Raw genomic sequence first — 12,662 nt, 5'->3', positions numbered from 1 at the left:
TTGTGGCCCAAGCGGTTAACGGCGTTCTAAACCGCTGGACCTGCCGCCCGCGCTTTGCTCCCCTGTCAGGATCGTCCGTCCCGAGTGAGAGCCCTGATGCGCCTGATCCTTGCCGCCCTCCTGCTCATGGCCCTGCCCGCCGCGGCCCGGGCGCAATCCAGCCCGACGGAACAGACCATGATGCAAACCGTCGTAAACGAGCATGACCGCCACATCGCCCTGCTGGAGCGGATGGTGAACCAGAACAGCGGCACCCTGAACCTCGAGGGCGTGCGGGCCGTCCGCGACATGGTCCGCGCCGAACTCGAACCGCTCGGCTTCGAGGTCCGCTGGGTCGACATGATCGAAACCGGCCGCGCCGGGCATCTCATCGCCACACACGCCGGCCGGGGGCGCAACATCCTGCTGATCGGCCACCTCGACACGGTGTTCGAGGCCGACAACCCGTTCCAGCGTTTCGAGCGCGACGGCGCCCGCGCTGTCGGGCCGGGCATCGGCGACGACAAGGGCGGGGTGGTGGTCATCATCTCGGCCTTGCGCGCCATGCAGGCGGCGGGGACGCTGGACGACGCCAACATCACCGTCTTCCTGACCGGCGACGAGGAGCGGATCGGATCGCCCGCGGCGGTGGCCCGCCGTGACCTGATCGAGGCCGGTCGGGCGGCGGCCTTCGCGCTTGAGTTCGAGAACCTGGCCGTCGATGGCGAGGCGGATTTCGGCACGATCGCGCGGCGCAGCTCGTCAAACTGGACCCTGACCACCTCCGGCCGCACCGGCCACTCCAGTGGCGTGTTCAACGATACGCTCGGCTATGGCGCCATCTATGAGATGGCCCGCATCCTCGACGGCTTCCGCCGCGACCTGCCCGAGCCGAACCTGACCTATAATGTCGGGGTCATCGCCGGGGGTACGCCCGCCGCGATCGACGCCGAGGGCTTCAATGTCACCGCCTCGGGCAAGACCAATATCGTGGCCTCGACCGCCATCGCCCGCGGCGACCTGCGCACCCTGACCCGCGAACAGGACGAGCGTATCCGCGCCGGCATGCAGACCATCGTCGCCGATCACCTGCCGCGCACCGGGGCGGAACTGGTCTTCGCCGAGGGCGGCTATCCGCCCATGGCCCCCAGCGAGGGCAACCGCGCCCTGCTGGCCCGGCTGAACGCCGTGAACCGCGACCTCGGCCTCCCCGAGATGGCCGAATACGACCCCGCCCGCCGCGGCGCCGCCGACAGCGGCTTTGTGGCCGGGGACGTGGACACGCTGGGCGGCCTCGGCGTATCCGGCGGCGGAGCCCATGCGGACGGGGAGTGGGTCGATCTGGACAGTCTGGTGCGGCAGTCCCAACGGGCGGCGGTGCTGATCTCGCGGCTGAGTCTGGGCTCGGACTGACGCCTTGTCATCCCGGACAATCGCGCTGCGATTTCCGGGAGGGCGCAGTGGTTGATCACGCCGTCCCGGATCGCCGCTTCGCGACGTCCGGGATGACGAGAGATCACAATCTCTCGTCCGTTCGGGCCTCAGCCGTACATGTCGCCCAGATAGACCCGCCGCACTTCGGGGTCGCGGATCACGTCCTCGGCCTTGCCCTCGAACAGCACCGAGCCGCCCGAGATGATCGAGGCGTGATCTATGATCTCCAGCGTCTCGCGCACATTGTGGTCGGTGATCAGCACGCCGATGCCCTCGCCCGCCAGATAGCGGATCACCTGGCGGATGTCGGCGATGGCCAAGGGGTCGATGCCCGCAAAGGGTTCGTCCAGCAGCATGAAGCTGGGCTTGCCGGCCAACGCCCGGGCGATCTCGCAGCGCCGCCGCTCGCCGCCCGACAGGCCCGAGGCCGGGGCGTGGCGCAGGTGGTCGATGCGCAGTTCTTCCAGCAGGCGGCTGGTCTCCTCGGCGATGGCGGCATGGCCGGTGTGGTGCAGTTCGACCACGGCCTTGACGTTGTGCTCGACCGTCATGCCGCGGAAAATCGACGCCTCCTGCGCCAGATAGCCGAGGCCCATGCGGGCGCGCTGGTACATCGGCTGGGCCGTGATGTCCTCGCCGTCCAGCCAGATCGTGCCGCTATCGGGCGGGATCAGGCCGGTGATCATGTAGAAACAGGTGGTTTTGCCGGCGCCGTTAGGACCCAGCAGGCCCGCGACCTGTCCGCGCTCGACATGCAGGGAGACGTCGCGCACCACCTGCCTCTGACCGAACGAGCGGGCGATATTGTTGACCCGCAAGCCCGTCATGCGCGCGGGCTCGACCGCCGGGGACGCCGGGGTCTCGTTCACATTGAGGGCTGAGAGTTCCTTGCGCGCCACGCTTCAGTCCGGGCCCGGGGGCTCAGTTCCCGCCGTTGTCGGGAAAGAAGACGCCCCGGATGCGGCCCCCGCTCGATCCGGCTCCGCCTTCCATGCGGGCCGACTCTGTGCGGGTATCGTAGACCAACCGGCCGCCGGTCAGGACGTTCTGACCCTGGGTCAGGATCACATCCCCGGTCACCACAACCTCGTCGTTGGCAAAGGTATAGACCGCCCGGTCTCCGCGGATGGTCTGGTCAGGGGTGACGAAATAAACATTGCCCGACGCCTCGACCCGGGTCAGGTCGCCGCTGACGATCGTGCCGTTGATCGAATCTGCGCGCAGACGGTTTTGTCCCTGCACCACTTCGGCCCGGCCGCGCAGGGCGATGCCGGTCGAGGTGTATTCGCCGCCGTCGGCGCCGAAGGAGACCGCACCTCCGCCGCCGCCCGCGGGCGGCGTCTGCGCTCCGCCTGTCGCCGGCAGGGCCAGCATCGTCAGCGCGACTGCCGCCATCCCGAGAGTTCTGGTCATGCTCATCCGTTCGACCTCGCGGGGTTCATGGTTCCGCGCACCTTGTTGTCGCCCGCGCCCCGGAACTCGATGCGCTCGCCCTGTTCATGGATCACATAGGACGAAGCGGAGATGGTTCCAAGCGGGCCGGAACCCTGCACGCCCTTGTTTCCGGTTACGATGCCGGTCGCTGTGTTGACCACCGCCTCGGGCGTGACCAGCGTAAAGCCCGAGCCGCCGTCGGAAATCCGCACGTTCGGGCCGATGGTCACGGTCTTGCCGGCCTCGTCATAGACCCCGCCGTCGGCGGTCATGGTGGTGACCTTGCGGCCGCCCAGGTTCAGCCGCAGCGCGGGGCCGATCAGGCGGTAGCGGCCCGTGTCGGGATCGCGCACGGCGCCCTTGGCGCCGATGACGAAACTGCGGCCTGCCGCGTCCTGACCGTGGAACCTCAGCGTATCGAGGCGAATCTCGCGGCTGGTCCCGGCCTTGCGCTCCACGTCGGACATGACGCTGCGCAGCACGATCCAGCTCAGCGTGCCGCCCGCCAGGACGATGATCGCCACCGGCAGAACCCGGCGCAGCAACTGCACCCGCCGCGAGCGGGCGCGAAAGGCCTTGGCCGTCGCGGCGACGCGGGCCTCGTCCAGATGTGCATGGCTGTCGTCGGGATCGGTCATCAGCTATGCGCGAAGACGTCCATCTCGTCCCAGCCCGCCAGATCAAGCGCAGACCGGGTGGGCAGGAAGTCGAAACATTTGCGGGCCAGCTCGAGCCGGCCCTCGCGCGCCAGCATTTCATCCAGCCGAACCCTGGCGGCGTGCAGATAGAGGACGTCGGAGGCGGCGTACTCCAGCTGGGCCAGGCTCAGTTCGGCGGCCCCCCAGTCGCTGGACTGCTGGGCCTTGGACAGATCGATGCCGACCAGTTCACGCACCACGTCCTTCAGGCCGTGACGGTCGGTATAGGTGCGGGCCAGTTTCGAGGCGATCTTGGTGCAATAGACCGGCCGGGTTTCGACCCCGAGGTGCAACTGGAACATGCCGATGTCGAAACGGCCGAAGTGGAACAGCTTGAGCACGGCCGGGTCGGTCAGCAGCCGCTTCAGGTTGGGGCAGTCATAGCCGGGCCGGGCCATGCGCACGACATGGGCGTCGCCGTCGCCGGCCGACAGCTGGACAACGCACAGCGGATCACGGCGGAAGCGCAGCCCCATGGTCTCGGAATCGATGGCGACCTCGGGACCGAGATCGAGGTCGTTGGGCAGGTCGCCTTCGTGGAAATGGATCGTCATGGGTGGGTCTTGTGTCAGTGAAGAGTGCTAGTGAGCAAGAGGTGAGCGATCGGGATCCGCCGCCTGCGCCAGCCGCTCACCCCTTCGCTCACTAGCACTCTTCACTCCCGAGCGCCCAAAACAGAAACGGCGCCGCACCGAAGCGCGACGCCGTCTGCACATTGGTGCCCAGGAGAGGACTCGAACCTCCACGACATTTCTATCACTGGCACCTGAAGCCAGCGCGTCTACCAATTCCGCCACCTGGGCCCAGACCTTGCGCGCTTGCACACGTTTCGCCCGGAAGGCGCGGACCCTTAAGGCAGGGTCCGGGGCCGGTCAACAGGGATTTGCGGCCTTTGCGTTGCGAGCGCCGCGACCATCGTCTAATCCCCGGCGCGTCGAGGGTTTCGCTTCCTCGCGCCGTCGCCTTTCGGAGCCTGCCATGAACGAAGTCGCCCCCGGCCTGGTCACCGTCTTCGGCGGCTCCGGTTTCGTCGGCAGCCAGGTGGTGCAGGCGCTGGCCCGGCGCGGCTGGCGGGTGCGCATCGCCTGCCGCCGTCCTGACCGGGCATACAAGCTCCAGACCTCGGGTCAGGTGGGCCAGCTCCAGTCGGTCCGCTGCGATGTGACCCGGCCGGAAGACGTCGAGGCGGCGCTTCGCGGCGCCGGCGCGGCGATCAATCTGGTCGGCATCCTGTACGAATCGGGCCGCCGCACCTTCCACGCCCTGCACGTCGAGGCCTCGCGCAACATCGCCGAAGCCTGCGCCGCGGGCGGCGTCGGCCGTCTGGTCCAGGTTTCGGCCATCGGCGCAAACCCGGAAAGCCGCTCGGACTACGCCCTGTCCAAGGCCGCGGCCGAAATGGCTGTGCGCGAGGTCAAACCGGATGCGGTGGTGATCCGTCCGTCCATCGTCTTCGGAGCCGGCGACGGCTTCCTGAACCGGTTCGCCGCCTTGGCCTCCATAGCGCCCGCCCTGCCACTGATCGGCGGCGGCCAGACGAAATTCCAGCCCGTCTATGTCGCCGACGTGGCCGAGGCCATCGCCCGCGCCACCGCCGCCCCCGAGGCAGCCGGCCGCACCTTCGAACTCGGCGGACCCGGGGTGATGACCTTCGAGGACGTTCTTAAACTGATCCGGCGCGAGACCTATCGCAGCTTCGGCCTCATTCCCCTGCCTTTCTTCGCGGCACGCGCCATCGGCTCCATGGCCCAGCTGACCGCCATGGTCGGCATCGCTCCCGTGTTGACCCGCGATCAGGTCGTGCTGCTGGAAAGCGACAACGTCGTCGCCGATGGCGCCGAGGGACTGGCTGCGCTCGGCATCGAGCCCACCGGGATCGAAGCCATCGCCTCGTCCTATCTCTGGCGCTATCGGCGCGGCGGGCAGTTCGCGGAAGCGCCTGCGACCTGAGCCCTGCGCTGGCGACGGCTGGTTCGCCACAACGAACACAACGGGGTCACGACGGACACAACGGGTTCTGAGAGGCCGAAAGAGCCGAACTCACCGCCGATCAAATAAATGCGGCGGACGCCGCAATTCCAGGCCGCGCGGAGGAAGACACGAACTTGGAAGCATCTCCGGTCCCGTCGTGTCCTTTGTGACCTCGTTGTGCCCGTTGTGATGAACCTTCCAGCCGCGGCGCGCCGCCCAGAACGGCGCCGCGTCGGCCAAGTCAGCCGTACAGCCAGATCGCCAGCAGGCCCACGATTCCGACAAGGATGCGCCACGCCGAGAACGGGGCGAAGCCATAGCGGCCGACGAAATCCACCAGGAAGCGGACCACAAACAGGCCGCTGATGAAGGACACTACGAAGCCGATCGCGATCAGGCCGGCGACGTCGCCCGTGATCAGGTCGCGGCTCGACCAGAAATCCAGAGCGAAGGCGCCGACCATGGTCGGGATGGCGAGGAAGAACGAGAATTCGGCCGCCGCCTTCTTGTCGACGCCCAGCAACAGGCCGCCGACGATCGTCGCACCGCTGCGCGACACGCCCGGAATGATGGACAGGCATTGCCACAGGCCGACGCCAAGCGCCGTCTTCCATGACAGTTTCATCGCGTCCTCGGTCAGTTCGCGCTGTTCGAGGGTCTCGACCCCGTTCCTGACCACGCGCCTCAGACCCATGGTGCCCGCATCCGACCAGCGTTCCAGCACGATCAGGGCGATGCCGCCGACGATCAGCATGACGCAGACGATGGTGGTGTTGAACAGCACGTCCTTGATGAAGTCGTGAAATAGCAAACCCAGCACTGCGGAGGGGAAGAAGGCCAGCAATACGGAAATAGCGAACCGCCTCGCCGCAGGGTCCTTGCCCGGCAGGCCCAGCAAGACCTTCCACAGTCGGGCGAAATAGACCGCCACCACCGCCAGGATGGCGCCCAGCTGGATCATGACGATGAAGGTGTCCCAAGGCGTGTTGGATAACCCCAAGGCTTCCTTGGCCAACAGCAGATGTCCTGTCGAGGACACCGGGATAAATTCGGTCAGGCCCTCGACAAGGCCCAGAATGATCGCCGCAATCCAGTCCGCCACGCACGCCCCCCAAGACTATGGGCCGTCAATGCGCGCCCGGTTCGGGTCCCACATAGCGCAGCCGCGCCCGGATAGGCGAGCCATTCGTCGATTGATCCAGCGCATGACCCAGCAGCCCGGCCAGCCGGCCCAGCAACAGCAGGTCTCCGGCGGCGTCGCGCGGCAGTTCCAGACGCCGGGCGACCACCGCCAGCGCCAGGCGGAAATTTGCAGGCCGACCAGTCGCCGCCTCGCCCTCCTGCACCGCCCGTGACAAATCGGGCGGCAGGTCTGTCGCGTTCAGCAAGGCGGCGGCCCGCGGATCGCCGGCCGGATAGTCGGCGCTGCCGAAGCCCACCAGTCCGCCGGCCGCATGGGCCCGCCGGGCTGCGTCCGTCGCCTGACGCCGCACCGCGACGATCCAGTCCGAGGCCCGGGTCAGTTCCGCCATCATATCGGAGCCAGTCAAGGTCAGCAGGCCGGCGAAGGCCGCCGCCGCAGGGGCCGCGCCTCCGTCCGCCGCCGCCCGCGTGGCCAACACCGCCGCATTCATTTCATTGTCCGCCGACAACACGAGCGCGCGGCGAATCAGGTGGGCGTCACGATCCGGTGTCTTCCAGGAACGCGCCAGCCGCTGATGCAGAAACAGGCGCGGACCCGATCCGGCGGCGGCGTCCACCGCCTCGTCCAGCACCCGGGCGCATTCGAGCCGCAGGGTTTCGGCCGTACGCGTCTTTGGATCCGCGTCCTCCTCAGCGCGGCGGGCGAGGGCCGCGAACAGCCGGGCCCGGATCGAGCCGCCGGGCACAGCGCCGACGCGCGGCCGGATTTCGGCGAAGGGATTGGTCGACCGGGCATCCCACAGACGACGGGCCACATCTTCCAGCGTCGCCGTCTCGGCCAGCTGTGCCGCGTCCAGTCCGCGATAGAACAGCCGCCCGCCGGCGATCACCGACAGGGACGACGAAACCTCGGCCTCGCCCCGGCTGGCGACGCGCGGGATGGGCCGCTGGGCAGCCTGCTGGTCGTCATCGACCGCCCCGCCGCTCAGACGGGCGATATCCTGAACGGCGTAGAGGCTGCGGCGCGGGTCTGACGGGTCCGGTCGGGCAGCGATGCGCCCGCGGCTGACATAGGCATAGAGGGTTTGGGTCTTGACCCCGAGCCGGGCCAAGGCCTCTCCCCGTCCGATCCACCGGACGGCCTCCCGGGCTGGGTCTGCAGGTTCCAGGTCGCAACCTCCGCAGGGAGCGTCAGGCTCCTGCCCCTATGGGGCTCGCAACATGGGGCGGTTTCGTGACGATCCCGCTAACAGGCTGATCGGACTGGCCTTGGCAGGGAGCAGGCTTTCCGCGACAAGGCGATGATGACGTCCCCCACCGCTGCCGCCGCCCCTGACGATGCCCACGCCGACGCCCATACGGCGACCCGGGCCGTAACCCGTCTTTCGGTGGCCGTCGCCGTGGTGTTGATCGCGCTCAAGGCCTTCGCCCTCGGTGCCTCGGGCTCGGTGTCGATCCTGGCCTCTCTGGCGGATTCCGCCCTTGATCTTGTAGCGTCACTGGGAATTTTCTTCGCCGTGCGCTGGGCCGCGGCGCCCGCCGACGAGGACCACCGTTACGGTCACGGCAAGGGTGAGGCCCTGGCCGCCCTTGTCCAGGCCGGACTGGTCTTCGCCTCGGCCCTCTTCATCGGCTGGGAGGCCGTTCAGCGCATCTTCGATCCCCGGCCCGTCACCTCGGGGTATTGGGGCGTTCTGGTCATCCTGATTTCGATCGCCCTGACCGGCTGGCTGGTCTGGATGCAGGGCCGCGCCATGCGCAAGAGCGGCTCGATGGCGGTCGCGGCCGACCGCGCCCACTACGCCAGCGACCTGGCGGCCAATGGCGTCGTCCTGATCGGGGTGATCTCCGGAACCTTCCTGGCCGCCCCCGGCCTGGACGCCGCGGCGGGCCTGATTGTTGCGGTCTGGCTGTTCTGGGGCGCGCTGGCGGTCCTGAAGACGGCCGCCGACCATCTGGTCGACAAGGCCGTGCCCGATGCAGACCGCATCGCCATCACCACCGCCGTCCTGGCCGATCCCCGCATCTCGGGCGTGCACCAGCTGCGCACACGGATGGCCGGCGCGGTGACGATGATCCAGATGCATATCGATCTTGAGCCGACCCTGACCCTCGACGCTGCTCACGCCATTGTCGTCGAGGCCGAGAACCGCTTGCTGGCCGCGTTTCCGCGCGCGGATATCCTGATCCACCCCGACCCCCGCGGCCGCGCAGAATCCTATCCCGGGGTGTTCGTCGAGAGCGGGCAGGACGGCCTGAGGTAGCGCGAGGCGCGGCAGGCCAAACAACCCGCCTCAGGTAGCGCGAAGCGCGGTAGGCCCAGCGAAAGACAGCTAACGCGGACTTAACGCCCTCGCGTGCAAGACAACCCCATGTCGGCTTGCGTCCTCTACCATTTCGCCTTCGATCCGGGCTCCCGCGCCGTGCGGTTGGCGCTGGGGGAAGCGCGGATGGGGTTCTGCGAAACCCCCGTCCGCCCGTGGGAGGACGGCTGTCCGGTCGCAACGCTGAACCCGTCGGGCATGCCGCCCGTGCTCCAGATGGCCGACGTCGGCGGACGCCCCCTGACCCTGTGCGAACCCGCCGCCATACTGGGCTGGCTGGAGGAGCGCACGACCGAGCCCTTCCTGCTGCCCGCCGACACCGCCGAACGCGCCGAGGTGCGCCGGCTGCTCACCTGGTTCGAACGTCGCTTCACCGACGAGGTCAACGCCGTCCTGCTGCATGAGCGGATGGAAAAGCCCCTGCTCCGCCTCGGCCCGCCCGAGGCCCGCGCCCTGCGCGCCGGGCGCGACGCGCTGAAGTCCCATCTGGCGATGATGGATGGCCTTCTGGCCCAGCGCGACGCCCTGGCCGGCCGTCGCATCAGCCAGGCTGACATCGTCGCCGCGGCCCATCTGTCGGTGCTGGACTATTTCGGCGAGATCTCCTGGGCGTCGTATCCGGGTCTCAAGACCTGGTACATGAAGCTGAAGTCGCGCCCCTGTTTTCGCCCCTTGCTTGCAGACCGTTTTCCGGGCGTCCACGCATCGGCCTGGTACGCAGACCTGGATTTCTGATTTCGCCGTAGAGGGCGGTGTGGGAGAGAAGGCCATGCAGGCCGACCCCCGCGACATCATCCGTCACAGCGCCGCCGCCCTTGGCTTCGACGTCTGCCGGTTCGCCTCGGCTTCCGAGCCGTGGAGCGCCGGCGAACGGCTGGCCCATTTCGTCGAGGCGGGGCGGCATGGCGAGATGGGCTGGATGGAGACGACGCTGGAGCGCCGCACTCACCCCACCGCCATGTGGGACGGAGCCCGGACCGCCGTGGTGCTCGGCCTCAACTACGGCCCTGACCAAGACCCCCTGCGCGGGATGGAAGACCGTTCAGCCGGCTATATCTCGGTGTATGCGCGGGGCGATGACTATCATGAGGTTATCAAGGGCCGGCTGAAGATGCTGGCGGGCCAGATCGCCGCCCGCACGGGTCAGGACGTCAAGGTCTTCGTCGACACCGCCCCGCTGATGGAGAAGCCGCTGGCCCAACGCGCCGGCTTGGGCTGGCAGGGCAAACACACCAATCTGCTGAGCCGCAGCCACGGCAATTGGCTGTTCCTCGGCGTCATCCTCAGCGCCGCGGAGTTTGAGCCGGACCCGCCCGAGGGCGAACACTGCGGGACCTGCACCGCCTGTCTGGACATCTGCCCGACCAACGCCTTCCCGGCCCCCTTTCAGCTGGATGCGCGCCGCTGCCTCTCCTATCTGACCATCGAATTCGCCGGACCCTGGCCGGAGGAGTTCCGGGCGGCGACCGGCAGCCGCATCTATGGCTGCGACGACTGTCTGGCCGTGTGTCCATGGAACAAATTCGCGGCCGCCTCGCAGGAGGCGCGGGTGCAGGCGCGCGAGGCCCTGGTCTCGCCCCGCCTGGCGGACCTGGTCGCCCTGGACGACGCCGCCTTCCGGTCCCTGTTCGCGAAGAGTCCGGTCAAGCGGATCGGTCGCGACCGGTTCGTGCGCAATGTTCTGTACGCCATCGGCAACAGCGGGGACGCAGGACTGGTCCCCGCCGCTGAACGATTGCTGGACGACCCGGACGCCGTGGTGCGTGACGCGGCGGCGTGGGCTGTGGGGCGGCTAAGAGCGGCGGCATAAAGCGCGGTTCTCCCTCCCCACTTCGGGGGAGGGAGAAGCAGACCCCTTACCCCTGCGCCACGGCCCCGCCGCGTTCCCCGCCCGGAGCTCGCGCGATGTCCAGCAGCTTGAGGCGGAACACCATGACTGCGTTCGGCGGGATGCCCGGACGGCCTTGTTCGCCATAGCCCAGGGCGGGCGGCAGATAGACGACCCATTCGTCGCCGACCCGCATCTGCTGCAGGACCTCGGTCCAGCCGGGAACCACGTCGCTGACAGTGAACACAGCCGGCTGACCGGCCTGGAACGAGCTGTCGAACACCGTCCCGTCGGTCAGGGTGCCCTCGTAGTCGACCCGAACCAGATCGTTGCGGTCCGGGCGCTCGCCGCCCGCCGGTCCCGAGCGCACCACCTTGTACTGGACACCGGAGGGCAGGGTCTGGACGCCTTCGCGGCGGGCGTTGGAGGTCATGAAGAATTCGGCCGCGCGAAGATTCTGCGCCGCCGTCTCGTCGGGCGCCGCGGGCGCGCGATCGCAGGCCGCCAGAGATCCGCTTACGGCTACCACTATCGCCAGCGCCGCCGCGCCTCTAGCCCATCCGCAATTCATATCCCGCCTCTTCCAGTCCATGCCTGATTTCTTCCGCGTGAGCCTCGCCGCGGGTCTCGACCATGATGTCGAACTCCGCGCCCTTGGCCGGCACGTCCAGCGCCAGCCGGTTGTGCACCACGTCGATGATATTGCCGCCCAGACCGCCGATCACGGCGCTCATCCTGGAGAGCATGCCGGGGCGGTCGTCGCCGAGGATACGATAGACGATCAGTCGCTTCTCGCGCACCAGCTCGCGGTTCAGCACCACGGCCAGCATCCGCGAATCGATATTGCCGCCGGTCAGCTCGATGCCGACCTTCAGCCCCCTGAACTTGTCTGGATAGGCCAGCAGGGCCGCCAGTCCGCCGGCCCCGGCGCCTTCGGCCACGGTCTTCTCGAGGGTGACGAGGAAGGCGACGCCCTTTTCGAAATCGGCCTCCTCGACGACCAGCACCTCCTCGATCAGTGGATCGGCCAGGGCGAAGGGTATCTCGCCCACCGTCTTGATGGCGATGCCCTCGGCGATGGTCTGGCCGCTGCATTTGGGCGGCTTGCCCTCGCGCCGCGCCGTGAACGACGGATACATGGCCGCCTCGACGCCGAAGATGCGGATCGAGGGCTTCATGGCCTTGGCCGCGATGGCCGAGCCCGCGATCAGCCCGCCGCCGCCGACGGGAATGATCAGCACCTCGAGATCAGGCGCGTCCTCCATGAATTCCAGCCCGCAGACGCCCTGACCGGCGATGATCCTCTCGTCGTCGAAGGCCGAGACGAAGATGAAGCCCTGCTCGTCGCGCAGGCGGTGCGCCTCTTCGGTCGAGCCGGTGAAGTCGAGACCCTTGATGACCACGGTCGCGCCGTGGGCCCGGGTGCCGTCGGCCTTCACGAAGGGGGTGCCCTCGGGCATGACGATGGTCACCGGCACCCCGAGCCGGGCGCCGTGATAGGCAAGGGCTTGGGCGTGGTTGCCGGCGCTCGCCGCCACCACGCCGCGTTTGCGCTCGTCCGGGGTCAGCTGCAGCAGCCGGTTCAGGGCGCCGCGCTCCTTGAAACTGCCGGTGAAATGCAGGTTGTCGAACTTGACCCAGACCTCGGCGCCGGTCAGCTGCGACAGTCGCCGCGAGTAGCGCACCGGGGTGCGATCGACCTGACCGGCGATACGGTCCCGCGCCGCCAGAATGTCGTCAAACGTGACTGTCATGGGCCTTCCCTATAGCCGGTCTTTCGCTGGCTTGATGCGCGCTTTTGGCCCACGGCCCGACGCGCCGCAACCTTGACCTTATGACGGCGTTGAGCGT

The 12,662-nt window shown here is 68.2% G+C and carries 13 protein-coding genes and 1 tRNA gene; 5 read left to right on the top strand and 9 right to left on the bottom strand.

The genetic code is table 11. From position 1 onward, the window contains the following. Positions 1 to 96: 96 nt before the first annotated feature. Positions 97 to 1,392, top strand: coding sequence for a M20/M25/M40 family metallo-hydrolase (locus Q8K49_RS01150; protein WP_305303592.1), 1,296 nt, complete (start codon positions 97 to 99; stop codon positions 1,390 to 1,392). Positions 1,393 to 1,520: 128 nt separating this feature from the next. Here the strand turns inward: Q8K49_RS01150 and lptB are convergent, their stop codons facing one another. The 5 genes from lptB to Q8K49_RS01125 all read right to left on the bottom strand — a co-directional run bounded on the left by lptB (position 1,521) and on the right by Q8K49_RS01125 (position 4,348). Next, complete coding sequence (lptB, locus tag Q8K49_RS01145; protein ID WP_305303591.1) at positions 1,521 to 2,312, bottom strand: LPS export ABC transporter ATP-binding protein; 792 nt, start codon at positions 2,310 to 2,312, stop codon at positions 1,521 to 1,523. A gap of 22 nt (positions 2,313 to 2,334) precedes the next feature. Beyond that, positions 2,335 to 2,826 carry an LptA/OstA family protein gene (locus Q8K49_RS01140; protein WP_305303590.1) on the bottom strand — a complete coding sequence of 164 codons (492 nt, stop codon included), beginning with the start codon at positions 2,824 to 2,826 and terminating at the stop codon, positions 2,335 to 2,337. Between the two features lie 2 nt (positions 2,827 to 2,828). Continuing rightward, positions 2,829 to 3,485 carry an LPS export ABC transporter periplasmic protein LptC gene (gene lptC / locus Q8K49_RS01135; RefSeq protein ID WP_305303589.1) on the bottom strand — a complete coding sequence of 219 codons (657 nt, stop codon included), beginning with the start codon at positions 3,483 to 3,485 and terminating at the stop codon, positions 2,829 to 2,831. After that, a complete protein-coding gene (locus Q8K49_RS01130) occupies positions 3,485 to 4,099 on the bottom strand; it encodes a ribonuclease D (RefSeq protein WP_305303588.1) in 615 nt (204 codons plus the stop codon). The genes lptC and Q8K49_RS01130 overlap by 1 nt, the downstream gene beginning before the upstream one ends. Positions 4,100 to 4,261: 162 nt before the next feature. Beyond that, positions 4,262 to 4,348, bottom strand: a tRNA-Leu gene (locus Q8K49_RS01125). 175 nt (positions 4,349 to 4,523) lie between these two features. Between Q8K49_RS01125 and Q8K49_RS01120 the strand changes: the two genes are divergently transcribed. Then, positions 4,524 to 5,495, top strand: coding sequence for a complex I NDUFA9 subunit family protein (locus tag Q8K49_RS01120; protein WP_305303587.1), 972 nt, complete (start codon positions 4,524 to 4,526; stop codon positions 5,493 to 5,495). Positions 5,496 to 5,757: 262 nt separating this feature from the next. Here the strand turns inward: Q8K49_RS01120 and Q8K49_RS01115 are convergent, their stop codons facing one another. Beyond that, positions 5,758 to 6,618, bottom strand: coding sequence for an undecaprenyl-diphosphate phosphatase (locus tag Q8K49_RS01115; protein ID WP_305303586.1), 861 nt, complete (start codon positions 6,616 to 6,618; stop codon positions 5,758 to 5,760). A gap of 25 nt (positions 6,619 to 6,643) precedes the next feature. After that, positions 6,644 to 7,771: a citrate/2-methylcitrate synthase gene (locus tag Q8K49_RS01110; RefSeq protein WP_305303585.1), complete on the bottom strand. Its 1,128-nt coding sequence runs from the start codon at positions 7,769 to 7,771 to the stop codon at positions 6,644 to 6,646. A gap of 189 nt (positions 7,772 to 7,960) precedes the next feature. Here Q8K49_RS01110 and Q8K49_RS01105 point away from each other — a divergent pair, with 189 nt between their 5' ends. The 3 genes from Q8K49_RS01105 to queG all read left to right on the top strand — a co-directional run bounded on the left by Q8K49_RS01105 (position 7,961) and on the right by queG (position 10,793). Continuing rightward, a complete protein-coding gene (locus Q8K49_RS01105) occupies positions 7,961 to 8,923 on the top strand; it encodes a cation diffusion facilitator family transporter (RefSeq protein ID WP_370867712.1) in 963 nt (320 codons plus the stop codon). A 108-nt stretch (positions 8,924 to 9,031) separates the two neighbouring features. Continuing rightward, a complete protein-coding gene (locus Q8K49_RS01100; RefSeq protein WP_305303584.1) occupies positions 9,032 to 9,718 on the top strand; it encodes a glutathione S-transferase family protein in 687 nt (228 codons plus the stop codon). Between the two features lie 34 nt (positions 9,719 to 9,752). Beyond that, on the top strand, positions 9,753 to 10,793 hold the full coding sequence (gene queG / locus Q8K49_RS01095) for a tRNA epoxyqueuosine(34) reductase QueG (RefSeq protein WP_305303583.1): 1,041 nt from the start codon (positions 9,753 to 9,755) through the stop codon (positions 10,791 to 10,793). A 46-nt stretch (positions 10,794 to 10,839) separates the two neighbouring features. On the opposite strand, the gene Q8K49_RS01090 is transcribed toward queG, so the two are convergent. Together Q8K49_RS01090 and Q8K49_RS01085 are read right to left on the bottom strand one after the other, a co-directional pair. Further along, positions 10,840 to 11,382 carry an FKBP-type peptidyl-prolyl cis-trans isomerase gene (locus tag Q8K49_RS01090; RefSeq protein WP_305303582.1) on the bottom strand — a complete coding sequence of 181 codons (543 nt, stop codon included), beginning with the start codon at positions 11,380 to 11,382 and terminating at the stop codon, positions 10,840 to 10,842. Beyond that, positions 11,363 to 12,565, bottom strand: coding sequence for a threonine ammonia-lyase (locus Q8K49_RS01085; protein WP_305303581.1), 1,203 nt, complete (start codon positions 12,563 to 12,565; stop codon positions 11,363 to 11,365). The genes Q8K49_RS01090 and Q8K49_RS01085 overlap by 20 nt, the downstream gene beginning before the upstream one ends. Between the last annotated feature and the right edge of the window lie 97 nt (positions 12,566 to 12,662).

The organism is Brevundimonas sp. (assembly GCF_030682035.1).
Taxonomy (GTDB): Bacteria; Pseudomonadota; Alphaproteobacteria; order Caulobacterales; family Caulobacteraceae; genus Brevundimonas.
The sequence above is the reverse complement of the archived record's forward strand: the minus strand, read 5'-3'. Positions and strand labels throughout refer to the sequence as shown.